This is a genomic window from Pseudomonas sp. NEEL19 (assembly GCF_028751975.1).
Taxonomy (GTDB): Bacteria; Pseudomonadota; Gammaproteobacteria; order Pseudomonadales; family Pseudomonadaceae; genus Aquipseudomonas; species Aquipseudomonas juntendi.
Map to the genome: position 1 here is coordinate 1,472,898 of NZ_CP081491.1, position 26,676 is coordinate 1,499,573.

The window sequence follows — 26,676 nt, forward strand, 5'->3', positions numbered from 1 at the left end:
ATGCCATCGCCGCAGATTGCCGCGTGCCGCGTGTCGGTTGTTGAAGCCTACATGCTGGAAAACAAGATCCGTGCCCTGGTAGTGGTGGCGCCCGGCGGCGCCATGGTCGGTGTTGTCGAGATTTTCGACGGCAACCCTGGGTCTTGATACTAGGCCGCTTCTAACGCAGAAGCGGCCTAGTTCATCATCGCAGCTTAAACAATGGTCAACGGCGGGAACGACTTGACCAGATCATCGAGCGCCTTGATTTGCGCGAGGAAGGGTTCCAGCTTGTCCAGTGGCAGGGCGCTGGGGCCGTCACACTTGGCTTGATCAGGGTTAGGGTGGGCTTCCAGGAACAGGCCGGCCAGGCCCACGCCCATTCCCGCACGCGCCAGCTCTACTACCTGCTCACGCCTGCCCCCGGAAGCCGCGCCGGATGGGTCACGGTTTTGCAGGGCATGGGTAACGTCAAAGATGATCGGCAGATCTTCGCAGGTGCGTTTCATGACGCCGAAGCCAAGCATGTCCACGACCAGGTTGTCGTAGCCCATGCACGTGCCCCTGTCACACAAGATCAGCTGGTCATTACCCGCTTCCTTGAACTTGTGCACGATGTTCTGCATTTGCGACGGGCTAAGGAATTGCGGCTTTTTGATGTTCACTGGCTTGCCGGTTTTGGCGAGGGCGACCACCAGGTCTGTCTGGCGGGCGAGGAAAGCCGGCAGCTGCAGTACATCGACCACTTCCGCGACCGGGGCCGCCTGGTAGATTTCATGAACGTCGGTGATGATCGGTACGCCGAACTCGGCCTTCACCTTTTCGAAGATCCGCAGCCCTTCTTCCATGCCGGGGCCACGGTAGGAGTGGATCGATGAGCGGTTCGCTTTATCAAAGCTGGCTTTGAACACATACGGGATGCCCAGCTTCTGTGTGACGCGCACGTATTCGGCACAGGCGGTCAGCGCCAGGTCTTCAGACTCGAGAACATTGATGCCGCCGAACAGCACAAAAGGAGCCGAGTTGGAGCATTCGATGGTGGAGTTGATCTTGATCATTTTTTACTCGATAGGCCCAGGGGCAGCCATTGGTTACATGGCAAAGGAATTGTGGCCAGAACGCCCTTGCTAACAGTGGATGGGCTGATTCTACAGTCTTTCTCCTGCTTTTTGAGCAAGGGCGGGTAGGGGAGCTTCTGGCCGGCCCTTATGGGTTCAATTTCGGTCAGAGGTGTCGTCGCATTTGACCACTGAGGCAAGGCGCTGGGTCAGGGTATTTACCCCCGCCTTGCTGGCAGCCTGAACGACAACGCCGAAGAGGTTTCGACCCATTCCTGCCAACCTAGTGAGCGATATCCATCGGGCCTGAAGTGGTTGGGCGGATAATCGCGACGTCAACATGATAATTGGCATGCTCTGTGGAACGAGCATCTGTACGCAGGGTTGCACTCAACACGACTTCTTGCTGACTGTTGATGTCTGCCAGGTAATGCTGAAACTGATGATCTTTCACCAGGATCAGCACCACGCAGTGCGCGCCGCTTGCAAGTTGGTCTTTCATCTCTGCCTGGCTGAATGCAACTGCTACGTTCCGCTGGTAACTCTCAACCAGATCGCGCGTTACAAGGGTGTCCAGCGTCAGTGCCCCAGAGAGCCCACGGTGATTGGCTAGCCTGGACGCGGTCAGCACATGCCCACACATTTGCAGAAACAGCGACTCGTACCACTCCACAGCTCTACCCCTGCATCAAAAGACCGGTATAGATACCGTAAATTGCTTGAGCTTTCTACAAAGCATCATTCATCGGCATGCCTGAGTGATGGATGCACTGGGTGCTTTCGGCTGTCCAGGTTGCTACTGAGAACAGTCAAGGTGTAGCTGGGCGTTGGTGATCGTCTTCGTGGGCACATGCCGTAGGAACATGGCCGCGCAGATGTGGGAGGGGGTAGTTGAACGAGCGGAACTTGATGACAATATTTCTACCCTGGGCCTGTATCGGCGGGTCAAGGTTCGTGTGCGGTGAAGTGACCGCTTTTCGAGCGTAGGCGAAGTTGGGCGACCTGCTGACCAATTCGGTAATCAATTGTCCCGGTTTGTGGGTGTTTGGCGGCGGGGGTGGACGCTAGAGTGGTTAGCACAGCCGAAGGAAACCGGCTGCTGTAAAAGACCAACCCAAGGAGTGTTCACCATGCGTAACAACGTTCTGTCGTACCTGCTGCTGCCGCTGTTCGCCAGCCTGTCCTTTTCCCTCAGTGCCGCCCCGGCCAATACGGCAGCGGTTGTCGAACCGGTGCCGATAATCAGCCAGCAGCAGGTGCAGCAGCCGCAACGGCTAGACCTGAACAAGGCCGATGCCCTGACCCTGCAGAAGGAGCTGAATGGCATTGGCAAGGCCAAGGCCGAGGCTATTGTGGCCTACCGCGAAGCGAACGGGCCGTTTGCCTCGGTGGATGAGTTGCTGGAGATCAAGGGGATAGGCAATGCCCTGCTGGAGCGCAACCGGGACAAGGTGATGGTGGATTAACTGCAGGAGGGGCAGGGGTCGTGCCAGTCAGTTAAGTAATTTGGGGCCGCTTTGCGACCCTTCGCGGGCACGCCCGCGAAGGGCTGCAAAGCAGCCCCAGTAACGCTTAACTAACAGGCATTAGCCCCCAGCCCCGTTTACAAGTGGCCGTAAAAACAATCCTCGCGCCCCGGGCAACGGCGGGCCGTCTCAGCGATCCCGCGCATCCTTGGCATCTGCCTCGGCGTTGCGCTCATGCACCTTGCGCAGTTGCTCGTCGGTCAGCGGCAGTTTTTTCGCTGTGTCGCGCAGCATCATCAACCCGCCGACGATGGAGCCAAGGGCTATGATGAGGATCAGCCAGGCATACCAGGGCATTGTCGTTCTCCTTTGATCGGGCCATGGGCAACGCTTGTGTAAAGTTTGAGCAATTACCCGTTCCGTTGGTTCAATTATAGGTGCCGGCCCGTGCCAGGCCAATTCCGTGACCTGCGGGCCCCAAAGCCGGGGCCACTTCGTTTACAATGCGCGCCGTTTTCGACTTGCCAAGAGACCCTGCCATGTCCGCCTGCCAGACGCCCCTGATCGTCGCCCTGGATTTCCCGACCCGTGATGCCGCCCTGAAGCTGGCTGACCAGCTTGACCCTGCGCTGTGCCGGGTAAAGGTGGGCAAAGAGCTGTTCACCAGCAGCGCTTCGGGTATTGTCGAAACCCTGTGCGCCAAGGGCTTCGAAGTGTTCCTCGACCTCAAGTTCCACGACATCCCCAACACCACGGCCATGGCGGTAAAGGCAGCGGCCGAAATGGGGGTGTGGATGGTCAACGTGCATTGTTCCGGTGGCCTGCGCATGATGGCGGCCTGCCGCGAAGAGCTGGCCAAGCGCAGCGGCCCGCAGCCGTTGCTGATTGGCGTGACCGTGCTGACCAGCATGGAACGTGAAGACCTGGCCGACATCGGCCTGGATGTAGACCCGCAAGAGCAGGTATTGCGACTGGCGGCATTGGCGCAGAAAGCGGGCATGGACGGGCTGGTTTGCTCGGCGCTGGAGGCACCGGCCTTGAAGGCGGCGCACCCCGCGCTGCAGTTGGTGACCCCGGGTATTCGCCCGGCGGGTAGCGCGCAGGATGACCAGCGCCGCATCCTCACCCCGCGCCAAGCGCTGGATGCCGGCTCGGATTACCTGGTGATCGGCCGGCCCATCAGCCAAGCGGCAAACCCTGGCCAGGCGCTGTCAGCCGTTGTTGCCGACATTCGCAACTGAGTGCCGAGCCATCGTTGGGCTAAAGCCTTGCGCGTTAGGCGCTCTGTTCAAATGCCTGTGTTACGGCCACATCGAGTAAGCAGCCCGTGAGTTCCCCACTCTTGTCGAGAACGTCAATGTCAGCCGATGTATTAGTCGAATCCCCGGCCCAGCGCTGGGGAAGGAAGGTCAACAGCTATGTTCTCCCTTTGGGTTGGCTGGTCATGCTCACGGGCATGTTCTGGGTGGGGGAACGTTCTCTCTACCACAAGCTGTTCTATATCCTGCTGGCAGTGCCAACCTTGGTGGCGCTGCTATTGCAGCCGGCAATGCTGAAAAAGCTGGCCGGCAATCCTTTATTCATCGCATTCCTGGTGTTTTGTGCGTACACCATGCTGAGCATTGCATGGTCCGACTCGGCCAACTCCGCAGGGAGCTTGCTGAAAAGGCCGTTGTACATCGCCATGGTGCTGCTATCGGCAGGCATGATCAGCCTGCATGCCCCGGCCCATCTTCAGCAGTGCGTGCGCATCGCTGCAACTCTGGTAGGGATAGCGGCGGCCCTGTACCTCGGCTATTTCCTGCTTTACCAACGGCCAGCGGGTGCCAGCCGGCTGGAAGGTTACGGGGCCCTGTACAACCCTCTACTGACCGCTCATGTGCTGGGCGCTTTCACAGCCGTATGGCTGGCGTACTGGTTCCAGGCAAAACGCGTGCTCGACCCGATGTCGCTGGTGTGGCTGGCGATCCTGGGCGCCACGGTAGTAGCCACAGGTTCACGGACACCTTTGATGGGCCTGGGCGCGGCACTGGCGTGGCTGATTATTGTCGGCGACCGTAAACGCGGGCTGTTGGCGCTTGCTGCGGTATTGGTCGCGCTGCTGGGCATGGTGCTGGTCTACCCGGAGGCCGTCACGCAGCGGGGCTTGTCCTATCGCCCGGCCATTTGGCTGGAGGCGCTGCGCCAGATTGGCGAGCATCCGTGGCTGGGGCATGGTTACGACGCGCCCATGACCGTGATTATTCCGGGCCTCGCGCAAACGCTTGCCGACCCTCATAACATCGAGTTGGGCGTGCTGTACGCGGGCGGGGTGGTGGGCCTGGTGCTGTGGATGACGATCTACAGCCTGGCCATGTACTTCTGCTGGAATTATCGCAAGCATCCTGGCGTAACGCTGGCTGCCACCTGGCTGATCTTCGGCTTTGTTTCGGGCCTGACTGAAGGCAGCGCGTTCATGTCACGCCCGAAAGAGCATTGGTTTCTGATCTGGATTCCGTTGGCGCTGGTCTACGGGCAGTCACTGATCCATTGGCAGCGCGGCCGCGTTACTTAAGACCAGAGCAACCGCCACAGCCCGCGCAGGGTCTTGCGGTTCCAGTACCTGAGCGGGATTTGCGCAAGCATTTCCCGGCTCAGCGCTTTGTCCCGGTTGGCGTACTTCAATAGCATGGAGTTGCGGAATTTCATGCAAACCTGCTCGTACTGCGGGTGGTCGCTGAACACTGCAAAGGTTCGCAGTACGTTATCAACCATGAAGCGGCCGTTCTTGAAGGTATTGGTAGGGTGGTCACGGTACTGCGCCAGTACTTCACCCAACACGTCGATGTAATAACCGGCCCGAGCAATCGACAACTCGATGTAAACGTCTTCCAGGCGGATATCCGGGTTGAAGCCACCTACCTTTTCCAGGGCCTCACGGCGCAGCATCAAAGTGGCTGCCATGGGCCCTGGCTTGCGGTCGAGAAACAAGTCGTCGAAGTCCAGGCGGCGGAAGGGCAGGTTGCGGTTGCGCTGCTCACGGGCACCCATCACCTTGCCGTCCTGGTCGATGGTTTCGATGTTGGCTGAGCAAATTCCCACCTCGGGCTTGCCCTGCATATACGCCACCTGGGTGGCGATACGGTGCGCAAGCATGATGTCGTCAGAGCCAAAAGGCACTATCAGGTCGCCCTTGGCTTGCGCGATCGCGTCGTTGAGGGTGCGTGCCAGGCCCTGGTTGGCCTGCAGGCGTAGGTAGAAACCGTGCTGCTGCTGCAAACGCTTGAGCAATGCGGGGCTGTCGTCCTTGGAACCGTCATCGATCACCAGAAGCTCGATATTCCTGTAGGTCTGGTTGATGACGCTCATGATGCTGGCTTCGATGTAGCGCGCATGGTTGTAAGACGCGATGATCACTGTCACCAACGGATTGTCAGTAACGGCGTGATTCTCAGAACACATTTCAAACCCCTAGCGTTGATCCGTTTTGTCTGACGCTTAGGTGCAGACTGCCTGTTTGCCCAGGCCTGAAGTGATGGTAATCCAATGTCTTGCTCAGGCTTTACCCATTCTAAATGAAGGGACAACGAAGGGATACGGCAGGTATCGGGCAGGCACGGTCAACCTGTGAATCCGGTACGCCGATGGGGGCTGCAATTCGCGGCGCCAGCAGGGCCACGGGCGCCTGCTGAGCGTGCGGGAATGAGGGGGCTGTGCTGCGCAGCCCGGCGTGAAGCCAGGCCGCAACTTCCGGGGGCTGCGCATTCGGGTAGGGTTACACCTTCAGCACCAACTTGCCGAAATTCTCACCGTTGAACAGCTTCAGCAAGGTCTCTGGGAAGGTCTCCAGCCCCTCCACCACATCTTCCTTGCTTTTCACCTGCCCGTTGGCCAGCCACCCGGCAATTTCCTTTGCGGCCTTGCCGTACTCCTTGGTGTGGTCCATCACCACAAAGCCTTCCATGCGCGCGCGGTTCACCAGCAATGCCAGGTAGTTGGCCGGGCCCTTCACCGCTTCCTTGTTGTTGTACTGGCTGATGGCGCCGCAAATCACGATGCGTGCCTTGAAGTTGATGCGCGTCAGCACCGCGTCCAGAATCTCGCCGCCCACGTTGTCGAAGTACACGTCCACGCCTTTCGGGCATTCGCGCTTCAAACCGGCCAGCACGTCTTCGGCCTTGTAGTCGATCACCCCGTCAAAGCCCAGTTCGTCCTTCAGGTACTGGCACTTCTCGGCGCCGCCAGCAATGCCCACCACGTGGCAACCCTTCACCTTGGCAATCTGCCCGACAATGCTGCCCACCGCACCGGCCGCGCCGGAAATCACCACGGTGTCGCCAGCCTTGGGCTGGCCCACTTCCAGCAGGGCGAAGTAGGCGGTCATGCCGGTCATGCCCAGCGCCGACAGGTAGCGTGGCAGCGGCGCCAGGTTGGGGTCGATTTTGTGCAGGCCCTGGGGCTCGCCGGTGAAGTAGTCCTGCACGCCCAGCGCGCCGCTTACATGGTCGCCGGGCTTGAAGTCCGGGTGGTTGGAAGCCACCACCTCGCCCACGCCCAGCGCGCGCATCACCTGGCCCAGGGCCACGGGCGGAATGTAGGACTTGCCTTCGTTCATCCAGCCGCGCATGGCGGGGTCCAGCGACAGGTACAGGTTGCGCACCAGCACCTGGCCTTCGCCGGGTTGCTCGGCAGGTACGGTCTCGTAGCTGAAGTCGTCTCGGCGCACGGCACCCACCGGGCGTTTGGCGAGCAGGAAGCGGCGGTTGGTTTGGCTCATGACGGGGTCCTTTGTAGGCAGTGGAGGGAAACAGGGCTTCAATCTACCCTGTTGATGAAGACTGGTCCTTAATATCACTGACAAGCATGGCAGCCCAAATGCTCATGTGATGATGCTGCCCCGCCAGCCAACGCCTGACTATGCTCTGAACCCCACCATACCGTCACAGGAGCGCGCGATGAGCATGACCTTTTCTGGCCAGGTAGCCCTGGTTACCGGCGCGGCGGCCGGCATTGGCCGGGCAACCGCCCTGGCGTTCGCCCAGCAGGGTTTGAAGGTGGTAGTGGCCGACCGCGACACGGTCGGCGGTGAAGCCACCGTAGCGCTTATCCAGGCAGCGGGGGGCCAGGCGCTGTTCATTGCCTGCGACGTAACCCGTGACGCATCGGTGCGTCAGTTGCACGACGAGCTGATGGCGGCCTATGGCCGGCTCGACTACGCCTTCAACAACGCCGGTATCGAGATCGAGCAGCATCGCCTGGCCGATGGCAGCGAGGCCGAGTTCGACGCCATCATGGGCGTGAACGTGAAGGGGGTGTGGCTGTGCATGAAGTACCAGCTGCCGTTGCTGCTGGCCCAGGGCGGCGGGGTGATCGTGAATACCGCTTCGGTGGCAGGGCTGGGCGCGGCGCCGAAGATGAGCATCTACAGTGCCAGCAAGCATGCGGTCATCGGCCTGACCAAGTCGGCGGCCATCGAGTACGCCAAGAAGGGCATCCGCGTGAACGCCGTATGCCCGGCGGTGATCGACACCGACATGTTCCGCCGTGCCTATGAAGCCGACCCGCGCAAGGCTGAATTCGCCGCGGCCATGCACCCGGTCGGGCGCATTGGCAAGGTGGAGGAAATTGCCAGTGCGGTGCTTTACTTGTGCAGCGACGGCGCGGCGTTTACCACTGGCCACTGCCTGACCGTGGACGGTGGGGCGACAGCGATCTGATGAAACCGACTTCAGCGCAGCTAAAAGCGACAAGACATAGCTATTTGACACTATTCTGACGTCAGGCCCTTGTTCAGCAGCAGGCAACGTTGCCAACCTTGGCCTTCGGGTTAACCTCGCAAGCACAAGGGGAATGGGCAATGGGCGCGAGCAAGCATGGTGTGCTGGCCAACCTGGGCATGGCCCGTAAACTGGGGCTGGGCTTTGCCCTGGTGCTGCTGCTGACACTGGCGGTCGCAGCCATTGGTGTTGCGGCGTTATACAACGTGGGCCAGCGCTTCGACAGCTTGCGCCAGCTGGCCCAGTTCAATACCGACCTGCTGCGCTTGCGCCAGCACGAACAGGCATTTGCCCTGCGTTCCGACCTGAAACAGGCCGAAGCGCTGCGCAGCGGCCTCAAGGGCCTTGCCGAGCGCGCCAGGACCCTGCCGGCGCTGACGGCGGCAGAGTCCGACCTGGCGGCCTACGGCCAGGCATTCGAAGCCTTCGTGCAGGCGGTGCAGGCCAAGGAGCTGGCGCTGGACATGGCCAGCTGGTCGGTGTCCAGCGTGGCCAATAACCTGGATGTGCTGCAGGCCGGCCTGGCCGACGATGGCGTGTACACCCTCAAGCAGTCCCAAGGCCAGCAGGGCGGCGAGTTTCTCGAGCAAGCCGGCCAGGTGGCACAGGTGTCACGGCTGATGCTGCAGGCCATGGACGAAGCGCGGGTGCGCCTGGAGCAAAGCCGCAAGGGCGAAGAGGGTGTCAGTAAAGAGCGCATTGCTCAAACCGTCGAGGCGGCCAGCCTGGTCGGCCAGCTGCAGGGCGCCGTTACCGATGCCGGTTACCAGAGCGTGCTGGGCGAAGTGGCGGGGCACATCGCCAGCTTCTCGGAAAAGCTCAACGAATACACCGACGAATTGGCCCGTGAACAAGGGTTGAAGGACCAGTTGCAGGCCAGTGCCGAGCAGGTCACCGGCCGCGTCGACCAAGCATACCTGGCGCAGGAGCAGGCACTGCAGGGCGAGCTGCAGCGCAATGCCCTGGCCATTGGCCTGGCCACGGTGCTGGCGCTGGTGGCCGGCGTGCTGGCGGCCTGGTTGATTACCCGCGCGGTGGTCGGCCCGCTCAAGCATGTGATCGCCCGCGCCCAGCGCATTGCGGCGGGCGAGCTGGCGTTCGATGCCCAGGCGCCGCGGCGTGACGAAGTGGGGCAGTTGATGCAGGCCATGCAGCAGATGGCTGCGGGGCTGGCCGGTATTGTCAGTGGCTTGCAGCAGGGCATCGAGCAACTGGCAGGCAGTGCCCAGGCGCTGTCGGCGGTGACCGAACAGACCAACCGTGAGGTGGGCAGCCAGAAAGAGGAAACCGAACAGGTCGCCACCGCCATGCAACAGATGACCGCCACCGTGCACGACGTGGCGCGCAACGCCGAAGAAGCGGCCCAGGCGGCCGAGGCGGCAGACGCCAAGGTCGGCTCGGGCCAGCAGGTGGTGCGCCAGAGTATGCAGCGCATCGAACAACTGGCCGCCGCGGCGGAAACCGCCAGTGCCGGCATCGACAGCCTCAGTGCCGAAATCCATACCATTGGCGATGTGCTGGAAGTGATCAAGAGCGTGGCCGAGCAAACCAACCTGCTGGCGCTGAACGCCGCCATTGAAGCGGCCCGGGCGGGTGAACAGGGGCGCGGTTTTGCCGTGGTGGCCGACGAAGTGCGGGCCTTGGCCAAGCGTACCCGCCAGTCCACCGAGCAGATCGAGACCCTGGTGGCCAGCTTGCGCGGCAATGCGCAGCAGTCGGTGGCGCAGATCCGCGGCAGTGCCGAACTGGTGCGTATGGCGGTGGCTGACGCGTTGCACACCGAAAGTGCGCTGGGCAGCATTGCCGCGGCAGTGTCGTTGATTCAGCAGATGAACCAGCAGATCGCCGCTGCAGCCGAGCAGCAGAGTTCGGTTGCCGAAGAGATCAGCCGCAGCGTCACACAGATCCGCGGCAGTGCCGACCAGGCGGCCTTGGCCATGCAGGACAATGCCCGCTCAAGTGTGGAGCTGGCGCAGTTGGGCACCGACCTGAAGGGGATGGTGGGGCATTTCAGGTTGTAGCCCAGGTGGTTTCTGGCGATGGCATCAGGGTTGCCAGGTGCTGCATATCTTCTGACAAACACCTGTCAGCCCTGATGCAATCCCTGTGGGAGCTGGCTTGCCAGCGATAGGGCCGGTACAGGCAATAATGACCTTCAGGCCTTGCGCGGGTTAAGAATCACCAGGGCCAAAACCCCCGCCACAATCCCCCAGAACGCCGACCCGATCGAGAACAGGGTCAGCCCCGACGCCGTCACCATGAAGGTAATCACTGCCGCCTCACGCTCGCGCGCTTCGCTCATGGCTACCGTCAGCCCGTTCATGATCGAGCCAAACAGCGCCAGCGCCGCAATCGACAGCACCAGCTCTTTCGGCAACGCGGCAAACAGCGCTGCCAGGGTCGCCCCGAACACCCCGGCGATGCCGTAGAAAATCCCGCACCACACCGCTGCGGTGTAGCGTTTGCTGGGGTCTTCATGGGCATGCGGCCCAGTGCAGATGGCCGCGCTGATCGCCGCCAGGTTGACCCCGTGCGAGCCAAACGGCGCCAGCAGCAGCGAGGCAAAACCGGTAGCCGAGATCAGGGGCGAGGCCGGTACCTGGTAGCCGTCGGCGCGCAGCACGGCCACGCCAGGCATGTTCTGCGAAGTCATGGCTACCACGAACAGCGGGATGCCGATGCTGATGGTGGCGGCCAGCGAGAAGCTCGGCGTGGTCCACACCGGCTTGGCCACTTCCAGGTGGAAGCCGCTGAAGTCCAGCAGGCCCAGCGCGCCCGACAGTGCGGTACCCACCAGCAAGGCCGCCAGCACGCAGTAGCGCGGCGAAAGCCGCTTGACCAGCAGGTAGCTGAAGAACATGCCCAACACCAGCAGGGTACGGTGCTGCGCCGCCACGAAAATTTCGCTGCCGATCTTGAACAGGATGCCCGCCAGCAAGGCCGAAGCCAGCGACGCCGGAATGCGTTTGACCAGGCGCTCGAAGCTGCCGGTCAGCCCGCACACCAGCACCAGCACCGCACAGGTGATGTAGGCGCCAATGGCCTCGCCGTATCTGACCCCGCCCAGGCTGGTGATCAGCAGCGCTGCGCCGGGGGTGGACCAGGCAATGGTGATGGGGGTGCGGTAGCGCAATGACAGGCCGATGCTGCACACCGCCATGCCAATCGACAGCGCCCAGATCCACGACGAGATCTGCGCAGTGGTCAGCCCGGCCGCCTGGCCGGCCTGGAACATCAGCACCAGCGAGCTGGTATAACCGGTGAGCATGGCGATGAAGCCGGCGACCACCGCCGACGGGGCGCTGTCTGCCAGGGGCCGCAGGCGTGCGGAAGTGGCATTGTTCATGAACAAAGTCCTTGTAAAGGTGTAAGCAGTTTTTTCAGACTACAACCAGCAAGGTGGATCCTTGCCATACAGCGGCCATTGCTTTTAGCCGTACAGTCGCCAACTATTGGGCGCAATTGCAAAACTGCTTTGCAGGGAGGGGCAATGTACAAGGTTTATGGCGACTACCAGTCGGGTAACTGCTACAAGGTCAAGTTGATGTTGAGCCTGCTGGGCCGGCCGTATGAATGGCACCCGGTGGACATTCTCAAGGGCGAGACCGAAACGCCGGCGTTTCTGGCGATGAACCCCAATGGCAAGGTGCCGGTGCTGGAGCTGGAAGACGGCACTTACCTGTGGGAGTCCAACGCCATTCTCAATTTCCTGGCCGATGGCAGCACATTCCTGCCCAGCGAGCCGCGCCTGCGCACCCAGGTGTTGCAGTGGCAGTTCTTCGAGCAGTACAGCCACGAACCGTACATTGCCGTGGCGCGTTTCATCCAGTTTTACCTGGGGCTGCCAGATGAGCGTATGGAGGAATACAAAAAGCTGCACAAGGGCGGCTACAAGGCCTTGAAGGTGATGGAACGCCAGTTGCAGATGACCCCGTACCTGGTCGGTGAGCAGTATTCGATTGCCGATGTGGCGTTGTATGCCTACACCCATGTGGCCCATCAGGGCGGGTTCGACCTGGCCGATTACCCTGCCGTTCGCGCCTGGCTGGCGCGGGTTGCCAGCCACCCAAGGCATGTGCCGATGGTGGGTTGACCGCTAACCTGTACCGGCCCCATCGCTGGCTTGCCGGCGATAGGGCCAGTGCAGGAAAGCTGAAACCTGTCAGGCCGAAGCAAACCGCTCATCCAGGTAGGCAATGATGGCCTTGGACTCATACATCCAGGTCACCTTGCCCGCTTCTTCAATGCGCAGGCACGGCACTTTCACCCGGCCGCCACCTTCTTGCAGGGCCTGGCGGTGCGCCGAGTCGTTCTTGGCATCACGCAGCGCCACCGGTACGTTCAGGCGGTGCAGGGTGCGGCGGGTCTTGACGCAGAACGGGCAGGCATGGAACTGGTACAGCGCCAGGCCCTTGGCCGCCTGGTCGACGCGGGCCTGGGCGGCGGCGTCGCGCTTGCACTTGGCCGGGCGGCTGATCCAGTCTGCGAACACGATGACTTGGCCGAGGCCAACCCGCAGGGCTTTGACGATCATGGGCAACTCCTGAAATGCAAAAGCCGACCTGCAAGGGTCGGCTCGGGGTGTGCAGCCAATTACTTGATCAGGCTGAGGAACTCGCTGCGGGTGGCGGCGTTGTCGCGGAATTCGCCCAGCATCACCGAGGTGATCATGGTCGAGTTCTGTTTTTCCACACCGCGCATCATCATGCACATGTGCTTGGCTTCGATCACCACGGCCACGCCGGCGGCACCGGTAACCTGCTGGATAGCCTCGGCCACTTGGCGGCTGAGGTTTTCCTGAATTTGCAGGCGGCGGGCGAACATGTCGACGATGCGCGCGACCTTGGACAGGCCCAGCACTTTGCCTTTGGGCAGGTAGGCCACGTGCGCCTTGCCGATGAACGGCAGCATGTGGTGTTCGCACATCGAATACAGCTCGATGTCCCGGACCAGTACCATTTCGCTGTTGTCAGAGCTGAACAACGCGTTGTTGGTCACTTCTTCCAGTGTTTGCTCATAACCGCGGCAAAGGTACTTCATCGCCTTTGCAGCCCGCTTGGGCGTGTCGAGCAGGCCCTCGCGGGAGACGTCCTCGCCAAGCTGGCTGAGGATCTCGGTGTAGTTCTGTTCCAGGGACATGGATCTACCTTGGGAAAAAATCGCAAAAACGAAGGTTACGGCGGCGCGCGCGGCGCTGCAAGCGCGGCGTTACTCGTCGCGGCCTTCGAGCATGGTTCGCTTGAGCATCACATACACGGCACCGGTGCCGCCGTGGCGGGCACTGCACGAGGCAAAGCCGAGCACCTGCGGGTGCTGGCGCAGCCAGGTGTTGACGTGGCTTTTGATCATCGGCCGCTTGCCGTCCAGGCGCGCAGCCTTGCCATGGGTCACGCGTACGCAGCGCACTTCCAGCTTGGTGGCTTCGGCGATGAAGGCCCACAAGGTTTCGCGGGCCTTCTCCACGGTCATGCCATGCAGGTCGAGGCTGCCCTCGAACGGGATCTGCCCCAGTTTCAGCTTGCGCAGCTGGGTTTCCTGCACGCCGTCGCGGCGCCACATCAGTTCGTCTTCGGCGCCCACGTCGATCACGAACTGGTCAGACATACCGTCGATGACCAGCGCCTTGTCACTGCGAACGGTCGCCGCCTGGCGCAGGCCGGCCAGCTGCTGGCGGTCGGCCTTGGGCTTGCCGACTTCGGCGCGGTCGTGGCGGATCGGCTTTACGCCGCGCACTTCGGCCTTGAACAGGGAAAAATCGTCGTCTTGCATGGTGCCTCCACGTGGGCGGCGTAGTTTACGCGACTGTGGGGGCTTTATGCAGCCTGTGCGGGCCTCTTCGCGGGTGAACCCGCTCCTACAGGGCTACCACCGGGCGTAGGAGCGGGTTCACCCGCGAAGAGGCCGGCACAGCCTATACAAAACCCTCAATCATGCTTCTTCATCAGATGTGGCGACAGGTTCAGCTCACGCCCGCGCCGCAGGCGAATGCGGCTGCGCCGCCACAAGCGCACGCCCAGCCACAGCAGCAGCAGGCCTGCCACGGTAACGATGCTGGACAACGCCTTGTTGGCGTTGAGTTCCTGCAGGGCAGGGTAGTTGCCTAGCAAGCCGGCGATGCCGGCCATGGCCAGCAGTACGCCCAGGGTCGCCAGCAGGGCGGACAGCCCGGCCGCCAGGCGGGCGCCCCAATTACGCGGTTGGCGCGGGCGCAGGCGCTTGGCGTCGAAACTGCCTTTGAGCTTCATTCCGCTTTCCTCTGTGGATATCCGGAATTCGACCTGCCGCCGCCCATTGGGTTCCGCCCGGCAGCCGGGCGGTCGTGCCAGGGCCTCAGATCAGGCTGGCGGTAGGGGCCACGCAAGCGAAGTTGTCGGCCATCACGGCCATTTCGCACTGGTGGATCTGCGCGGCCGGTATGACCCCGTCCTTGAACGCCAGGTCGCGGGTTGCCGAAGCGTCTTCTACCAGTGTGCACCGGTAACCATAGTCTTTGGCGCGGCGCACGGTGGTGCTGACACTGGAATGGCTCATGAAACCGCACACGATCAGGTCCAGGTGCCCCAGCTCCTGCAGCGTTTCGTGCAGCTTGGTGTTCTTGAAGGCGTTGGGCATGCGCTTTTCGATGACGATTTCGCCCTCCAGCGGCTCCAGCCCTGGAATGAACTGGCCAGCGGGCCCCTGTGGGTCGAAACGGCCACCCACCGTGCCCAGGTGGCGAACATGGATGATCGGACGGCCGCTTTTGCGGGCGGCGTCGAGCAACCTGGCGATGTTGGCCACGGCCTCGTCCATGCCCGACAACTGCAGGGGACCACTGAGGTACTCCTTTTGCGCATCGATGATGATCAGGCTGGCGTGGCTCAGCTTGGCCGGCGGGTAATCGCGGCCAGTGAGGCGGAACATCGTGGTTGGAACGGACATCAAGGGCTCCTTGGTAGGGCTTTTGTGCACCTATTCTCCCCTGCATTGGCGCCAATGGGAATGGTTGACAACGCAAGTGGCATGGTTACTGGCCTGTGGCTAGCCCGGCAACGATCCGATGGAACAAATCTGTGCCCCAGGCTGTTAGACTTTTGTCCGGTCTGAATTAGGAGTACCCCGTGATCACATCCCGCCTGCGCACCCTGCGCGACTACATCCGCTGGGCAGTCAGCCGCTTCCATGAGCATGACCTGTTCTTCGGCCATGGTGCCGACAATGCCTGGGACGAAGCCCGTCTGCTGGTGCTGGGTGCGGTGCACCTGCCATGGGAGGTGGCCGACAGCTACCTGGACTGCATGCTCGAAGACGACGAGCGGGTGCGCCTGCAGCACCTGCTCAAGCGCCGTATCGAAGAGCGCGTGCCAACCGCCTACCTGTTGGGCGAGGCCTGGTTCTGCGGCATGTCGTTCATTGTCGACGAGCGCGTGCTGGTGCCGCGCTCACCCATTGGCGAGCTGATCGAAAAGCGCTTCGAGCCGTGGTTGGCCAACGAGCCGGCACGCATTCTGGACCTGTGCACCGGTTCGGGCTGCATCGGCATCGTCGCCGCCGACGTGTTCCCCGAGGCCGAAGTGGTGCTGGCCGACCTGTCGTTCCAGGCCCTCGAAGTGGCCAACCAGAACATCGAGCGCCACGGCCTGGACGCCCGCGTGTACACCGTGCAGGGCGACGGTTTTGCCGGCTTGCCGGGGCAGCGCTTCGACTTGATCCTGTCCAACCCGCCGTATGTCGACGCCGAGGACTTCGACGACATGCCGGCCGAGTACCACCACGAGCCGGAGCTGGGCCTGGCCTGTGGCAATGATGGCCTGGACCTGGTGCGGCGCATGCTGGCCGAAGCGGCCGACCACCTCACCGAAAAAGGCTTGCTGATCGTCGAAGTGGGCAACAGCCAGGTGCATGTGGAGGCGCTGTACCCCGAGGTGGACTTTGCCTGGCTGGAGTTCGAGCGCGGCGGGCATGGGGTGTTCATGCTGACCGCTGAGCAGTGCCGCCAGCATCAGGAGCTGTTCAAGGGCCGCGTCTGATTCCGAACGGGGCTGCTTTGCAGCCCATTCGCGGGCACGCCCGCTCCCACCGGTATATCACCGGTCCTTGTGGGAGCGGGTAAGCCCGCGAAACAGGCAACGCTGTCTTAACGGGTTGCAATCCAGATCAGCAGCCCCGCCTGAAACACCGCAAACGCCACCAGGCACGTAATGGTAAAGCGCAGCCCGCCATCTTCACGCTGGTACTTGGCCACCCGCTCATCACGCTCGCGCAGCTGTGCGTCTTTTTCCTGCAACTGCTGGTCTGCCTGCTGCAGCAAGCTGGCGGCATCAAGGATAGCCACCCGTTGCAGCCGTTCATTGCTCCAGGCTGCTTTCAACTGCCCCACAGGCATTTCCACGGTGCGGCCTTTCAAGTGCTGGGCGTCTTCGTACTCCACCTCGATGCCCACCCCACGTAGGCAGTGGTCACGGCGCAGGCGCGAGTCTTCGTTAAGGGCGTCCTTGTTCGGCAAGGGCATGCCCTCGACCTGGTAATGCGACCATTTGCGCTGCAGCCACTGCGCGGCGTGGGCCAGCAGGAAGCGGCCGATGCCGCGGTTGACCGGCTCCAGCTGCAAGCCCTGGGCGTTGCCGATACGCACCCGGCGTTCGGCATGGTCCACGCGGATGTCCAGGCGGTTCTGTTCCTTGTGCACCTTCTGCCCAGGCAACTGGATCTCCATGCGCAGCAAGCTGTGGGCCTTGTCATGGCGCTCGGCATAGCCGAACTGCACAAAGCGCAGCGGCCGGGCGCCGGTGCTGCGGTCGGTGGGCAGCGCGGCCAGGCGCAATAGCTGGAAGTGTTCGACCGGCAGGTCGGCCCAGGGCTGGGCGGGGTTGTCCTGGGGCTCTTCGGCCGGCTCTGCGGCGGCGGGGGCAATGGTCATCGGGGCTGGTCCTCGGCTATGCCTGCTGTATCGGCAGGCAGGCCGCAGACCTGAGGCCGTTGCCTCAGGCCGAAGGCAAATGCTGGATGAAGGTCACGATTCGCTCACCCAGTTCGCGGGCCAGGGGCAACTCAGGGTTGAGGTAGCTGTCGCGTTGCTGGCTCATGTCTTTGGGGCTGATACGCAGCATGTGGTTCATGCCGTCGATCAACACCAACTGCGCATCCGGCTTGGCTGCCTTGAGCCGTTCGGCGTCGGCCACGTCCACCTGCACATCGTTGCGCCCCTGCACGATCAGCGCCGGCATCGGCAGGCGGGCGAAGGCGGCGGCGGGGTTTTGCCGGAACAGGGTAATCAGGTAGGGCTGCACACTAGGGCGGAACACCTGGCGCAGCGGTGCCGGCACGTCCAGGCTGGTTTGCCCGGCCTGCAGGCGGTCGAGCAGGGCGCTGCCACCGGCCAGTTGCGCCGGCGGCAGGCGCTGGGCCAGCTGCTCGCGCAGCACGTCGGCCATTGGCCGGCCGCTGCCGGCCAGGGTAATCACGGCGCTGGCCCCGGCCTGTTCGGCGGCCAGGCTGGCAATCAGCGCACCTTCACTGTGGCCGATCAGAATCAGCGGGCCAAAGCGCGGGTCGGCCTTGAGCTTGTGGCTCCAGGCGACCACGTCGGCCACATAGCGCTCCACGCTCAGGTCCCGCTCATCGGGTGCGGCAGGCTGGCTGGCAGCCACGCCACGCTTGTCGTAGCGCACGCTGGCAATGTGTTCGTTGGCCAGCAGCAGGGCCAGGCGCTTGAGGTTGTCGACCCTGCCCGAGGCCGGGTTGTTGCCGTCACGGTCGGTAGGGCCAGAGCCGGCAATGATCAGCACCACCGGCGGCGGTGTGGCTTGCTGCGGCAGCAGCAAACTGCCGTGCAGCACGCCCTGGCCGGTGTCGAGGTCGATGGGGCGTTGCAGCACGGTGGGGGCGGCGGCCTGGGCCAGGCCGGTACACAGCAAGAGGAACAGGGCGACAAGGCGCGACATCATGCGGTACTACATGGGGAGATTTGGGTTTGACCCAATGTTTTGGGGAAGGTTCTGGGGGGCTTGGCAGGTTTGGCCTCTTCGCGGGCATGCCCGCTCGCACAGGGGGCGATATCTGTGGGAGCGGGCGTGCCCGCGAAAGGGCCAGCACAGGCGATCAAACCATCTGTATACTGCCGCTTTCGTCCATTTCAGGCAGATCTCGCGGAGCGTCCATGTCCGGCAATACCTACGGCAAGCTGTTCACTGTCACCACCGCTGGCGAAAGCCACGGCCCGGCGTTGGTCGCCATTGTCGACGGGTGCCCACCGGGCCTGGAAATTTCCCTCGCCGACCTCCAGCACGACCTGGACCGGCGCAAGCCCGGCACCAGCCGGCACACCACCCAGCGCCAGGAAGCCGACGAGGTGGAGATTCTGTCCGGCGTATTCGAAGGGCGCACCACCGGTTGCTCGATCGGCCTGTTGATCCGCAACACCGACCAGAAGTCCAAGGACTACTCCGCTATCAAGGACCTGTTCCGCCCGGCCCACGCCGACTACACCTACCACCACAAGTACGGCCTGCGCGATTACCGCGGCGGCGGCCGCAGCTCGGCCCGCGAAACTGCCATGCGCGTGGCCGCCGGTGCCATCGCCAAGAAGTTCCTGGCCAGCCAGGGCATCACCGTGCGCGGCTACATGAGCCAGCTGGGGCCGATCGAAATCCCGTTCAAAACGTGGGAATCGGTGGAGCAGAACGCCTTCTTCAGCCCCGACCCAGACAAGGTGCCGGAGCTGGAGGCGTACATGGACCAACTGCGCCGTGACCAGGATTCGGTGGGCGCCAAGATCACCGTGGTTGCCGAAGGCGTGATGCCTGGCCTGGGCGAGCCGATTTTCGACCGCCTCGACGCCGAACTGGCCCACGCGCTGATGAGCATCAACGCGGTCAAGGGCGTGGAAATCGGCGCCGGTTTCGCCAGCGTGACCCAGCGGGGCACCGAGCACCGTGACGAGCTGACCCCAGAGGGCTTCCTCAGCAACAATGCCGGCGGCATTCTGGGTGGCATTTCCTCGGGGCAGCCCATCGTGGCCCACCTGGCGCTGAAGCCGACGTCCAGCATCACCATCCCGGGGCGTTCCATCGACGTGGATGGCAACCCGGTCGAGGTGATCACCAAGGGCCGCCACGACCCGTGCGTGGGTATTCGTGCCACGCCGATCGCCGAAGCGATGATGGCCATTGCCCTGATGGACCACCTGCTGCGCCACCGTGCGCAAAACGCCGATGTGCAGGTGACTACCCCGGTGCTGGGCCAGCGCTGATCTGCCTGCACCGGCCCCATCGCTGGCAAGCCAGCTCCCACAGGGTCACCACAAACCAGAACATTGTGGGCCACCTGTGTGAGCTGGCTTGCCAGCCATAGGGCCGCTACAGGCCCCCAACAAGGCCGCCCCATGCAACCCATCCCTTACTGGCGCCTGTCCAGCTTCTACCTGTTCTATTTCGCCCTGCTCGGTTCCACCGCGCCGTTCCTGGCCCTGTACTTCGACCACCTAGGCTTTAGCCCGGCGCGGATCGGCGAGCTGGTGGCCATCCCTATGCTGATGCGCTGCATTGCCCCCAACCTGTGGGGCTGGCTGGGCGACCGCAGTGGTCAGCGCCTGCTGATCGTGCGCCTGGGGGCGCTGTGCACGCTGGCCAGCTTCTCGCTGGTGTTCTTCGGTAAAAGCTACGCCTGGCTGGCGCTGGTAATGGCCCTGCATGCGTTCTTCTGGCACGCGGTACTGCCGCAGTTCGAGGTCATCACCCTGGCCCACCTGCATGGGCAAACGGCACGCTACAGCCAGGTGCGCCTGTGGGGCTCGATCGGCTTCATCCTCACCGTGGTGGGGTTGGGCCGTGTATTCGAGTGGCTGAGCCTGGACATCTACCCGCTGGCGCTGGTCATCATCATGGGCGGTATCGTCGCCGCCAGCCTGTGGGTGCCCAATGCCCAGCCGGTGGAGCAGGGCGAGCGCAGCGCTGCCGGCGGCTTCCTGCGCCAACTGCGTGCGCCCGGTGTGATCGCCTTCTATGCCTGCGTGGCGCTGATGCAGCTCAGCCACGGCCCGTACTACACCTTCCTTACCCTGCACCTGGAACACCTGGGCTACAGCCGTGGCGCCATCGGTTTGCTGTGGGCACTGGGGGTGGTGGCCGAGGTGTTGATGTTCATGGGCATGAGCCGCCTGTTCGCCCGTTTCAGCGTGCAACGTGTGTTGCTGGCCAGTTTCCTGCTGGCCGCCGTGCGCTGGCTGCTGTTGGGCAACTTGGCGGCCGAGCCGGCGGTGCTGGTTTTCGCCCAGCTGCTGCATGCGGCCACGTTCGGCTGTTTCCACGCCGCCAGCATCGCGTTCGTGCAGGCCAGCTTCGGCGCTCGCCAGCAGGGCCAGGGCCAGGCCTTCTACGCCGCGCTGTCGGGTACTGGCGGCGCGTTGGGGGCTTTGTATTCGGGTTACAGCTGGAAACTGCTGGGGCCCAGCTTCACCTTTGGTATGGCCAGTGCCGCAGCCTTGGCTGCAGCCGTTATCATTGGCCTTTGTTCGCAACCGACCAGGACCCGCCCCTGATGAGCATTCTCAGCGTTTTCCACACCGCCAGCCCGGCATTGCCGCACAAGGTGTTGACCCACCACGATGACATCGCCGCAACCCTGGTTGAACACGGCGTGCGTTTAGAACATGCCGAACCTGGCGTACGGGTGCGCCCAGGCACTGCGCATGACGAGGTGTTGGCGGCGTGCCGCGCGTACCTGGACCAGCTGATGACCGCGCAGGGCAGCAAGGCATTCGTACTGCTCAACCGTGACGGTCAGGACCCGGCGCAGGTTGATGTGCGCGATGAACACGTGCATGACGCCGACGAGGTTTTCGCCGTGATCAGCGGGCGCGCGCAAGTGGGGCTGCGGGTGGGCGAATGGGTGTATTCGGTGCTGTGCGAGAAGGGGGATCAATTGCACGTGCCGGCTGGCACGCGGCGCTGGGTCGAGCTGGGTGAGGCGCCGTTCTGCCTGGCCTTGCGTTTGTATGGCAGCGAGCAGGGTGCGCAGGCGAGGTTTACCGGGGATGTGAGTGCGCGGGCATTTCTGGGCATCGACGAGTTGTAATGCCTGCACCGGCCTCTTCGCGGGTAAACCCGCTCCTACACATGGCATCACGCATTCAGTGTAGGAGCGGGTTTACCCGCGAAGAGGGCCGTTCAGGCTCCACAGCACTCAGCGGTAGGTCGGCAAGGCAAAACGTTGCTGGCTCTGCAGCATCGAGATCACCGGCAGCTCACTGGCCTGTTCAGCCAGGTCACGGCGGATGGCACTGATGGCCCACGACAGCTGCTCGGCGCTGTGCATTTGCCCATAGGTCAGTACGCGTCGGGTCACTTTGCCATCAGCCGCACGCAGGGTCAGCAGCACGCCGCCGTCCGGGCGAGCCTGGGTGGTCACTTCGTAGGCCGAAAATACCGAGACGAATTTTTGCTGAATAAGGTCCATAGCAACTCCTGGCTGATGTGTGGCAGACATGAGTAGGTAGTTGCAGTGACCGTGCCAGAATCTGAATTCATGAAAATTCCTTTAAATTCAGTGGCTTACAATGCTTTTGCAGAAGCGCTTCCGTGCAGCTTGCAAGGTCGTGCATTTTGCACAGTGCAATTTGCACGAAGCGGGCGGTAGCTATCGGCGCAATAGAATATGAACCTTTGACCGCAATTGCGTGCCTGACAAACACTTGGGCAATCATTTACGCAAGGAGGTTCCCGATGACCAGCCAAGCCGCACACGCCACCATGACCGATGACGAAACCGCAGCCTTCGCCGAGCAGGTGTTCGAACGGGCCCGCCAGGGCGATGCCGAGATGCTCGAGCGCTTGCTCGCCAGCGGCCTGCCGGCCAACCTGCGTAACCACAAAGGAGACACCCTGGTCATGCTGGCCAGCTACCACGGTCACCACGACGCGGTACGGGTGCTGCTGGCCCACGGCGCCGACCCGCTGATTGCCAACGACAACGGCCAGTTGCCGATAGCCGGTGCCGCCTTCAAGGGTGACCTGGCAATGATCCGCCTGTTGCTCGAGCACGGCGTGCCGGTAGACGCAGCGGCCCAGGATGGGCGCACGGCGCTGATGCTGGCGGCCATGTTCAACCGCTGCGAGATCCTCGATTACCTGTTGGCCGAGGGCGCCGACCCGGCGCGCCAGGACGCCCGCGGGGCCACCGCGCTGATGGCCGCGCGCACCATGGGCGCGGTGGATACCGCAGCACGCCTGCAAGTGCAGGCCGGCTAACGGCCTGGGGGCATTTGCGGCTATCCTTGGCGACTTTCACCCGCCGCAGGCCCCCCTCATGAAAACTCAGTTGCTCGAATTCATCAGCCTCATTGGCGCTGGCTGCATGCGCGAGGCCGACATCGAGCGCATCGCCGACGAGGCCGCCCAGGCTTACGCCGACCCGGCCGCGTTCCTCGCCGCCAACCCTGATATCAACTACGACGACACCTTCCCGATCCCGCTGGGCGAATGGGTGGTGCTGGGCAGCCTGCCGGACACCGTGGTGTTCCAGGCCGACAGCTACCAGGCGCTGTTCCAGCAGATCAGCGACTCGTTCGACAACAGCGTGCCGTTCACCCTCAAGCCCAAACAACTGGCCCGGACCGAACCGCTGACTGCCTTGAACCGCATTCAGGTGCAGATGGGCGCGCTGAACAAGGAGGCTGGCGGTTATGTGCTGCTGAACTTCAGCCAATTGCTGGATGACGAGCTGCAGATGGTGATGGTGGGCCAGCACGACCTGGCGCGGGTGCTGGAACTGGGCGCGGAGCTGGGGATCAAGGTCGAGCCGGCCCTTGAAGCGCTGAAAGTTGCCGTGCATGCCTGAGGGCCTGTACAGCCAACTCAAAACTTCAGCCCAGCGCGGTATCCAGAAACATCATGACCGCAAACCCACCCATCAACCCCAGGGTCGCCGCCGTCTGGTGCCCGTTGCGGTGGGTTTCGGGAATCACTTCGTGGCTGACCACGAAGATCATCGCCCCCGCCGCCAGGCCCATGCTGATGGGGTAGGCGAGGGCGAAGCCGGTCGAGATACCCAGCCCGATCACCGCCCCCAGCGGTTCCATCAGCCCCGAACCAATGGCCACCAGTGCAGCCTTGAAGTTCGACAAGCCGGTAGCGCGCAAGGCCAGCGCCACGGCCAGGCCTTCGGGGATGTCCTGGATGGCAATGGCGCTGGTCAGCGGCAGGCCGATGTTCAGGTCGCCATTGGCAAAGCTCACGCCAATCGCCATGCCCTCCGGCAGGTTGTGCAAGGTAATCGCCAGCACGAACAGCCACACTCGGTTGATGCGCTCGGCATCGGGGCCACACGGGCCGGTGCTTTCATGCTCGTGCGGGGTGAAGCGGTCCAGGCCCAGCATCAGTAGCACGCCCAGGCCCATGCCCAGTACCACGGTAAACGCCGCCGCCGGGCCGCTCCCGGTGATTTCGCGGGCGGCGTCCAGCCCTGGCAGAATCAGCGAAAACGAACTGGCTGCCAGCATCATGCCGGCGGCGAAGCCCAGCATCACGTCCTGGGTGCGTGCGCTCACATCGCGCAGCACCACCGCCAGCACTGCCCCCAGTGCCGTGGCGCCGAACCCCGACAACCCGCCCAGCAGCGCCAAGTGCAGGTTGTCGGCATGGTCGCCGTTCACCGCGTTCCAGAAGCTGGCCGCCAGCAATGCACAAACCGCCAGCAGGCTCAGCGCCAGCCCGGCGCTGAGCCACGGGGCATTCACGACCTGTTGGCGCCAGGCGTTGCGCAGCGAGGGTGGGGTAGGGCTTTGGGACTGTGCGACGGGCATGCGGACCTCGGTTCAATGGCTGCTGGCAGTTTACTCAGGGACCTGCCGCCACCGCCAAGGATTCCCTTCTATTGCCGTGATAGCTGACTATGCTGTGCAGCACAGCCTCTGAAAGGGAGTCAAAGCATGGGGTCGACATTCAACAGCCTGGTTGGGCTGATCATTCTGGCGCTGGACATCTGGGCCATCCTCAACGTGATCAAGAGCGGCAGCGAGGTGGGCAGCAAGGTGTTGTGGATTTTGCTGATCGCACTGCTGCCCGTGGTGGGCCTGGTGATCTGGGCCATCGCCGGGCCGCGGGGGAATGTGCGGATCTGACCGCTCCTACAGCCCACATGAACGGCAATACACCCGTGACAAAATTTTCACATTGGTTTAAACAGAATCCGCACCCGCACAATGCTGCGTTGGCCCAGTGCCAACGCCCTCTTCGCAACCCGCAATCCTAGGACCTTCCCATTCATGGCTAACACGGACGCCTTGAAGCAACGGGGCGCGCGAGCACCGTTCTCGCCCACCCTGAAATCCCACCTGGCCTACACGCTGCTCAGCGGCCTGGTGATCATGCTGATGCTCAGCCTCGTGCGCCTGGCGCTGTTGGTCTACAACAGCGATATGATCGGCGATACCCCTTACTCGACCGTCGCCGAAGGCTTCATCAATGGCTTGCGCTTTGACCTGCGGGTGGTGGTGTACCTCAGCATTCCGCTGTTGCTGGCCATGCTCAGCCCGTGGGCCATGGCCCGGCGAGGTGTGTTCCGTTTCTGGCTGACACTCACCTCCAGCGTGGTGATGTTCCTTGGCCTGATGGAAATGGACTTCTACCGCGAGTTCCACCAGCGCCTCAACGGCCTGGTCTTCCAGTACATCAAGGAAGACCCGAAAACCGTACTGAGCATGCTCTGGTACGGCTTCCCGGTGGTGCGCTACCTGTTGGCCTGGGCTTTCGGCACCTGGCTGCTGAGCCTGCTGTTCAAGGGCATCGACCGCATCACCCGGGGCCAGGGCGCACAACGCGTGGCGCCGTGGTACAACCGTCTGGCCGTGTTCATGGTGGTCTTGCTGGTGGCCGTGGTCGCCGCCCGTGGCACGCTGCGCCAAGGCCCGCCGATGCGCTGGGGCGATGCGTTCACCACCGACTCTAACTTCGTCAACCAGCTGGGCCTGAACGGCACCCTGACCCTGATCGACGCCGCCAAGAGCCGCTTCGGCGAAGACCGCGCCAACATCTGGAAGCCGGTACTGGAGCAGGGCCTGGCCACCGAAACCGTGCGCAAGCAATTGCTGACCCCGAACGACACCCTGGTCGATGCCGACGAAGCTGCCGTGCGCCGCGACTTCCTGCCGCCGGCCGAGCGCACCCTGGCGGTCAAGAACGTGGTGGTGATCCTGATGGAAAGCTTTGCCGGCCACTCGGTCGGTGCGCTGGGTAGCCCGAACAACATCACCCCGTACTTCGACAAGCTGGCCAAAGAGGGCCTGCTGTTCGACCGCTTCTTCTCCAACGGCACGCACACCCACCAGGGCATGTTCGCCACCATGGCGTGCTTCCCCAACCTGCCGGGCTTCGAGTACCTGATGCAAACCCCGGAAGGCGGCCACAAGCTGTCGGGCCTGCCAGCCCTGCTCAGCGCCCGTGACTACGACGACGTCTACGTCTACAACGGCGACTTCGCCTGGGACAACCAGTCCGGGTTCTTCGGCAACCAGGGCATGACCACCTTCATTGGCCGCAACGACTTCGTCAACCCGGTGTTCTCCGACCCCACCTGGGGCGTGTCCGACCAGGACATGTTCGACCGCGGCAACGAGGAGCTGGCCAAGCACGATGGCAAGAAGCCGATCTATGCGTTGCTGCAGACCCTGTCCAACCACACCCCGTATGCGCTGCCCAAAGACCTGCCCGTCGAGAAAGTGACCGGCCAGGGCCGCCTGGACGAGCACCTGACCGCCATGCGTTATTCGGACTGGGCGCTGGGCCAGTTCTTCGAGAAGGCGCGCAAAGAGCCGTACTTCAAGGACACCCTGTTCGTGATCGTTGGCGACCACGGTTTCGGCAACCACCAGCAGGTCACCGAGCTGGACCTGGGCCGCTTCAACGTGCCGCTGCTGCTGATTGCCCCGGGCATTCAGGAGAAGTTCGGTGCGGTCAACCACACCGTGGGCACCCAGGTCGACATCGTGCCGACCATCATGGGCCGCCTGGGTGGCAAGGCCCGCCACCAGTGCTGGGGGCGCGACCTGCTCAACCTGCCTGAGGGCGACCAGGGCGTGGGCATGATCAAGCCGTCGGGCAGCGAACAGATCGTCGGCCTGGTACAGGGCGACCGGATTCTGATCGAGTCCAAGGACATGACCCCGCGCATGTACCGCTACCAGTTGGGCAGCGAGTTCAAGGCCGAGCTGATCGAAAGCCCCGACCAGCCGCAATTGCTCAAGCAGCTTGAAGCGTACATCCAGACCGCCACCAAGAGCCTGCTGGACAACACCGCCGGTGTGGTGCACGGCACGCCGAAGTAAAAGCTGGCGGGGTCAACCCGCTGCCACAGTGGCTGCGCCAGCCTCGAGTTGGCGCTACCCCTGTGGGCGGCTCTGGGTCGCGATGGGGGCCCCACGTTTCGGCGCCTGCCGCTTTCATC

At 63.0% G+C, this 26,676-nt stretch carries 30 protein-coding genes and 1 pseudogene; 16 read left to right on the plus strand and 15 right to left on the minus strand.

All coding sequences use genetic code 11. The features are described from left to right. On the plus strand, positions 1-147 hold the full coding sequence (locus K4A76_RS06625) for a hypothetical protein (RefSeq protein ID WP_274411770.1): 147 nt from the start codon (positions 1-3) through the stop codon (positions 145-147). Between the two features lie 47 nt (positions 148-194). On the opposite strand, the gene kdsA is transcribed toward K4A76_RS06625, so the two are convergent. Both kdsA and K4A76_RS06635 read right to left on the minus strand, forming a co-directional pair. Next, on the minus strand, positions 195-1,037 hold the full coding sequence (gene kdsA, locus K4A76_RS06630; RefSeq protein ID WP_054911859.1) for a 3-deoxy-8-phosphooctulonate synthase: 843 nt from the start codon (positions 1,035-1,037) through the stop codon (positions 195-197). A gap of 283 nt (positions 1,038-1,320) precedes the next feature. Further along, positions 1,321-1,710, minus strand: coding sequence for a hypothetical protein (locus K4A76_RS06635; RefSeq protein ID WP_274411771.1), 390 nt, complete (start codon positions 1,708-1,710; stop codon positions 1,321-1,323). A gap of 457 nt (positions 1,711-2,167) precedes the next feature. On the opposite strand from K4A76_RS06635, the gene K4A76_RS06640 reads away from it, so the two are divergent. Continuing rightward, positions 2,168-2,503: a ComEA family DNA-binding protein gene (locus K4A76_RS06640; protein ID WP_274411772.1), complete on the plus strand. Its 336-nt coding sequence runs from the start codon at positions 2,168-2,170 to the stop codon at positions 2,501-2,503. A gap of 189 nt (positions 2,504-2,692) precedes the next feature. Here the strand turns inward: K4A76_RS06640 and K4A76_RS06645 are convergent, their stop codons facing one another. Next, positions 2,693-2,860, minus strand: a complete 168-nt coding sequence (locus tag K4A76_RS06645; RefSeq protein WP_009685950.1) for a DUF2897 family protein — start codon at positions 2,858-2,860, stop codon at positions 2,693-2,695. 182 nt (positions 2,861-3,042) lie between these two features. On the opposite strand from K4A76_RS06645, the gene pyrF reads away from it, so the two are divergent. Further along, positions 3,043-3,744: an orotidine-5'-phosphate decarboxylase gene (gene pyrF / locus K4A76_RS06650; RefSeq protein ID WP_125855705.1), complete on the plus strand. Its 702-nt coding sequence runs from the start codon at positions 3,043-3,045 to the stop codon at positions 3,742-3,744. Between the two features lie 116 nt (positions 3,745-3,860). Next, entirely contained in the window at positions 3,861-5,057 is a 1,197-nt protein-coding gene (locus tag K4A76_RS06655; RefSeq protein WP_054911861.1) for an O-antigen ligase family protein, read from the plus strand. Here the strand turns inward: K4A76_RS06655 and K4A76_RS06660 are convergent. Beyond that, positions 5,054-5,944 carry a glycosyltransferase family 2 protein gene (locus tag K4A76_RS06660; RefSeq protein ID WP_125920285.1) on the minus strand — a complete coding sequence of 297 codons (891 nt, stop codon included), beginning with the start codon at positions 5,942-5,944 and terminating at the stop codon, positions 5,054-5,056. The genes K4A76_RS06655 and K4A76_RS06660 overlap by 4 nt on opposite strands. A 313-nt stretch (positions 5,945-6,257) precedes the next feature. After that, a complete protein-coding gene (locus tag K4A76_RS06665; RefSeq protein ID WP_274411773.1) occupies positions 6,258-7,259 on the minus strand; it encodes an NADP-dependent oxidoreductase in 1,002 nt (333 codons plus the stop codon). A 178-nt stretch (positions 7,260-7,437) separates the two neighbouring features. Here K4A76_RS06665 and K4A76_RS06670 point away from each other — a divergent pair, with 178 nt between their 5' ends. From K4A76_RS06670 to K4A76_RS23860, 3 genes and pseudogenes are all read left to right on the plus strand, one after another. Then, positions 7,438-8,199, plus strand: a complete 762-nt coding sequence (locus K4A76_RS06670; RefSeq protein WP_274411774.1) for an SDR family oxidoreductase — start codon at positions 7,438-7,440, stop codon at positions 8,197-8,199. Between the two features lie 692 nt (positions 8,200-8,891). Beyond that, positions 8,892-9,371, plus strand: a pseudogene (locus tag K4A76_RS23855) (methyl-accepting chemotaxis protein); the annotation flags it as partial. A 204-nt stretch (positions 9,372-9,575) separates the two neighbouring features. Continuing rightward, complete coding sequence (locus tag K4A76_RS23860) at positions 9,576-10,280, plus strand: methyl-accepting chemotaxis protein (RefSeq protein WP_371262779.1); 705 nt, start codon at positions 9,576-9,578, stop codon at positions 10,278-10,280. A 134-nt stretch (positions 10,281-10,414) separates the two neighbouring features. Here the strand turns inward: K4A76_RS23860 and K4A76_RS06680 are convergent, their stop codons facing one another. Continuing rightward, on the minus strand, positions 10,415-11,605 hold the full coding sequence (locus K4A76_RS06680) for a benzoate/H(+) symporter BenE family transporter (RefSeq protein ID WP_274411776.1): 1,191 nt from the start codon (positions 11,603-11,605) through the stop codon (positions 10,415-10,417). Positions 11,606-11,749: 144 nt separating this feature from the next. On the opposite strand from K4A76_RS06680, the gene K4A76_RS06685 reads away from it, so the two are divergent. Then, positions 11,750-12,352, plus strand: coding sequence for a glutathione S-transferase family protein (locus K4A76_RS06685; protein WP_161893190.1), 603 nt, complete (start codon positions 11,750-11,752; stop codon positions 12,350-12,352). Positions 12,353-12,421: 69 nt separating this feature from the next. On the opposite strand, the gene K4A76_RS06690 is transcribed toward K4A76_RS06685, so the two are convergent. The 5 genes from K4A76_RS06690 to K4A76_RS06710 all read right to left on the minus strand — a co-directional run bounded on the left by K4A76_RS06690 (position 12,422) and on the right by K4A76_RS06710 (position 15,180). After that, the gene (locus K4A76_RS06690) at positions 12,422-12,793 is read right to left on the minus strand and encodes a glutaredoxin (protein WP_054890592.1); all 372 of its coding nucleotides are present in this window, start codon (positions 12,791-12,793) and stop codon (positions 12,422-12,424) included. A 59-nt stretch (positions 12,794-12,852) separates the two neighbouring features. Next, on the minus strand, positions 12,853-13,398 hold the full coding sequence (gene folE, locus K4A76_RS06695; RefSeq protein WP_054911867.1) for a GTP cyclohydrolase I FolE: 546 nt from the start codon (positions 13,396-13,398) through the stop codon (positions 12,853-12,855). A gap of 69 nt (positions 13,399-13,467) precedes the next feature. Further along, a complete protein-coding gene (locus K4A76_RS06700) occupies positions 13,468-14,028 on the minus strand; it encodes a Smr/MutS family protein (RefSeq protein ID WP_009683235.1) in 561 nt (186 codons plus the stop codon). A 155-nt stretch (positions 14,029-14,183) separates the two neighbouring features. Further along, positions 14,184-14,504, minus strand: coding sequence for a hypothetical protein (locus K4A76_RS06705; protein ID WP_009683236.1), 321 nt, complete (start codon positions 14,502-14,504; stop codon positions 14,184-14,186). A gap of 85 nt (positions 14,505-14,589) precedes the next feature. Next, the gene (locus K4A76_RS06710) at positions 14,590-15,180 is read right to left on the minus strand and encodes a cysteine hydrolase family protein (protein ID WP_009683237.1); all 591 of its coding nucleotides are present in this window, start codon (positions 15,178-15,180) and stop codon (positions 14,590-14,592) included. 179 nt (positions 15,181-15,359) lie between these two features. Between K4A76_RS06710 and prmB the strand changes: the two genes are divergently transcribed. Continuing rightward, on the plus strand, positions 15,360-16,268 hold the full coding sequence (prmB, locus tag K4A76_RS06715; RefSeq protein WP_009683238.1) for a 50S ribosomal protein L3 N(5)-glutamine methyltransferase: 909 nt from the start codon (positions 15,360-15,362) through the stop codon (positions 16,266-16,268). A 107-nt stretch (positions 16,269-16,375) separates the two neighbouring features. On the opposite strand, the gene K4A76_RS06720 is transcribed toward prmB, so the two are convergent. Both K4A76_RS06720 and K4A76_RS06725 read right to left on the minus strand, forming a co-directional pair. Continuing rightward, positions 16,376-17,158: a hypothetical protein gene (locus K4A76_RS06720; RefSeq protein WP_274411777.1), complete on the minus strand. Its 783-nt coding sequence runs from the start codon at positions 17,156-17,158 to the stop codon at positions 16,376-16,378. A 64-nt stretch (positions 17,159-17,222) separates the two neighbouring features. After that, positions 17,223-18,185, minus strand: coding sequence for an alpha/beta hydrolase (locus tag K4A76_RS06725; protein WP_054890590.1), 963 nt, complete (start codon positions 18,183-18,185; stop codon positions 17,223-17,225). A gap of 212 nt (positions 18,186-18,397) precedes the next feature. Between K4A76_RS06725 and aroC the strand changes: the two genes are divergently transcribed. The 3 genes from aroC (at position 18,398) to K4A76_RS06740 (ending at position 21,312) form a co-directional block, all read left to right on the plus strand. Further along, positions 18,398-19,489 carry a chorismate synthase gene (gene aroC / locus K4A76_RS06730; protein WP_274411778.1) on the plus strand — a complete coding sequence of 364 codons (1,092 nt, stop codon included), beginning with the start codon at positions 18,398-18,400 and terminating at the stop codon, positions 19,487-19,489. Positions 19,490-19,621: 132 nt separating this feature from the next. After that, on the plus strand, positions 19,622-20,776 hold the full coding sequence (locus K4A76_RS06735; RefSeq protein WP_054890616.1) for an MFS transporter: 1,155 nt from the start codon (positions 19,622-19,624) through the stop codon (positions 20,774-20,776). Continuing rightward, positions 20,776-21,312, plus strand: coding sequence for an oxidase (locus tag K4A76_RS06740; RefSeq protein ID WP_274411780.1), 537 nt, complete (start codon positions 20,776-20,778; stop codon positions 21,310-21,312). The genes K4A76_RS06735 and K4A76_RS06740 overlap by 1 nt, the downstream gene beginning before the upstream one ends. Positions 21,313-21,420: 108 nt before the next feature. Here K4A76_RS06740 and K4A76_RS06745 read toward each other — a convergent pair whose 3' ends face one another. Next, positions 21,421-21,693: a DUF3509 domain-containing protein gene (locus K4A76_RS06745; protein WP_054890614.1), complete on the minus strand. Its 273-nt coding sequence runs from the start codon at positions 21,691-21,693 to the stop codon at positions 21,421-21,423. Between the two features lie 266 nt (positions 21,694-21,959). Between K4A76_RS06745 and K4A76_RS06750 the strand changes: the two genes are divergently transcribed. Beyond that, positions 21,960-22,484: an ankyrin repeat domain-containing protein gene (locus K4A76_RS06750; protein ID WP_054881728.1), complete on the plus strand. Its 525-nt coding sequence runs from the start codon at positions 21,960-21,962 to the stop codon at positions 22,482-22,484. A 58-nt stretch (positions 22,485-22,542) separates the two neighbouring features. Beyond that, positions 22,543-23,073 (plus strand): hypothetical protein, encoded by a 531-nt coding sequence (locus tag K4A76_RS06755; RefSeq protein WP_009683248.1) that lies wholly within the window; start codon positions 22,543-22,545, stop codon positions 23,071-23,073. Between the two features lie 25 nt (positions 23,074-23,098). Here K4A76_RS06755 and K4A76_RS06760 read toward each other — a convergent pair whose 3' ends face one another. Continuing rightward, positions 23,099-24,037 carry a ZIP family metal transporter gene (locus tag K4A76_RS06760; RefSeq protein ID WP_054911873.1) on the minus strand — a complete coding sequence of 313 codons (939 nt, stop codon included), beginning with the start codon at positions 24,035-24,037 and terminating at the stop codon, positions 23,099-23,101. A gap of 126 nt (positions 24,038-24,163) precedes the next feature. Here K4A76_RS06760 and K4A76_RS06765 point away from each other — a divergent pair, with 126 nt between their 5' ends. Next, positions 24,164-24,355, plus strand: coding sequence for a PLDc N-terminal domain-containing protein (locus tag K4A76_RS06765; RefSeq protein ID WP_009683250.1), 192 nt, complete (start codon positions 24,164-24,166; stop codon positions 24,353-24,355). 144 nt (positions 24,356-24,499) lie between these two features. Further along, positions 24,500-26,557, plus strand: a complete 2,058-nt coding sequence (locus K4A76_RS06770) for an LTA synthase family protein (protein ID WP_110677948.1) — start codon at positions 24,500-24,502, stop codon at positions 26,555-26,557. Positions 26,558-26,676 lie beyond the last annotated feature (119 nt).

Coding starts and splice junctions, on each gene's coding strand:
- K4A76_RS06625 (WP_274411770.1), top strand. CDS start 1: ATGCCATCGCCGCAGATTGCCGCGTGCCGCGTGTCGGTTGTTGAAGCC.
- kdsA (WP_054911859.1), bottom strand. CDS start 1,037: ATGATCAAGATCAACTCCACCATCGAATGCTCCAACTCGGCTCCTTTT.
- K4A76_RS06640 (WP_274411772.1), top strand. CDS start 2,168: ATGCGTAACAACGTTCTGTCGTACCTGCTGCTGCCGCTGTTCGCCAGC.
- K4A76_RS06645 (WP_009685950.1), bottom strand. CDS start 2,860: ATGCCCTGGTATGCCTGGCTGATCCTCATCATAGCCCTTGGCTCCATC.
- pyrF (WP_125855705.1), top strand. CDS start 3,043: ATGTCCGCCTGCCAGACGCCCCTGATCGTCGCCCTGGATTTCCCGACC.
- K4A76_RS06655 (WP_054911861.1), top strand. CDS start 3,861: ATGTCAGCCGATGTATTAGTCGAATCCCCGGCCCAGCGCTGGGGAAGG.
- K4A76_RS06660 (WP_125920285.1), bottom strand. CDS start 5,944: ATGTGTTCTGAGAATCACGCCGTTACTGACAATCCGTTGGTGACAGTG.
- K4A76_RS06665 (WP_274411773.1), bottom strand. CDS start 7,259: ATGAGCCAAACCAACCGCCGCTTCCTGCTCGCCAAACGCCCGGTGGGT.
- K4A76_RS06670 (WP_274411774.1), top strand. CDS start 7,438: ATGAGCATGACCTTTTCTGGCCAGGTAGCCCTGGTTACCGGCGCGGCG.
- K4A76_RS23860 (WP_371262779.1), top strand. CDS start 9,576: ATGACCGCCACCGTGCACGACGTGGCGCGCAACGCCGAAGAAGCGGCC.
- K4A76_RS06680 (WP_274411776.1), bottom strand. CDS start 11,605: ATGAACAATGCCACTTCCGCACGCCTGCGGCCCCTGGCAGACAGCGCC.
- K4A76_RS06685 (WP_161893190.1), top strand. CDS start 11,750: ATGTACAAGGTTTATGGCGACTACCAGTCGGGTAACTGCTACAAGGTC.
- K4A76_RS06690 (WP_054890592.1), bottom strand. CDS start 12,793: ATGATCGTCAAAGCCCTGCGGGTTGGCCTCGGCCAAGTCATCGTGTTC.
- folE (WP_054911867.1), bottom strand. CDS start 13,398: ATGTCCCTGGAACAGAACTACACCGAGATCCTCAGCCAGCTTGGCGAG.
- K4A76_RS06700 (WP_009683235.1), bottom strand. CDS start 14,028: ATGCAAGACGACGATTTTTCCCTGTTCAAGGCCGAAGTGCGCGGCGTA.
- K4A76_RS06705 (WP_009683236.1), bottom strand. CDS start 14,504: ATGAAGCTCAAAGGCAGTTTCGACGCCAAGCGCCTGCGCCCGCGCCAA.
- K4A76_RS06710 (WP_009683237.1), bottom strand. CDS start 15,180: ATGTCCGTTCCAACCACGATGTTCCGCCTCACTGGCCGCGATTACCCG.
- K4A76_RS06720 (WP_274411777.1), bottom strand. CDS start 17,158: ATGACCATTGCCCCCGCCGCCGCAGAGCCGGCCGAAGAGCCCCAGGAC.
- K4A76_RS06725 (WP_054890590.1), bottom strand. CDS start 18,185: ATGATGTCGCGCCTTGTCGCCCTGTTCCTCTTGCTGTGTACCGGCCTG.
- aroC (WP_274411778.1), top strand. CDS start 18,398: ATGTCCGGCAATACCTACGGCAAGCTGTTCACTGTCACCACCGCTGGC.
- K4A76_RS06735 (WP_054890616.1), top strand. CDS start 19,622: ATGCAACCCATCCCTTACTGGCGCCTGTCCAGCTTCTACCTGTTCTAT.
- K4A76_RS06740 (WP_274411780.1), top strand. CDS start 20,776: ATGAGCATTCTCAGCGTTTTCCACACCGCCAGCCCGGCATTGCCGCAC.
- K4A76_RS06745 (WP_054890614.1), bottom strand. CDS start 21,693: ATGGACCTTATTCAGCAAAAATTCGTCTCGGTATTTTCGGCCTACGAA.
- K4A76_RS06750 (WP_054881728.1), top strand. CDS start 21,960: ATGACCAGCCAAGCCGCACACGCCACCATGACCGATGACGAAACCGCA.
- K4A76_RS06755 (WP_009683248.1), top strand. CDS start 22,543: ATGAAAACTCAGTTGCTCGAATTCATCAGCCTCATTGGCGCTGGCTGC.
- K4A76_RS06760 (WP_054911873.1), bottom strand. CDS start 24,037: ATGCCCGTCGCACAGTCCCAAAGCCCTACCCCACCCTCGCTGCGCAAC.
- K4A76_RS06765 (WP_009683250.1), top strand. CDS start 24,164: ATGGGGTCGACATTCAACAGCCTGGTTGGGCTGATCATTCTGGCGCTG.
- K4A76_RS06770 (WP_110677948.1), top strand. CDS start 24,500: ATGGCTAACACGGACGCCTTGAAGCAACGGGGCGCGCGAGCACCGTTC.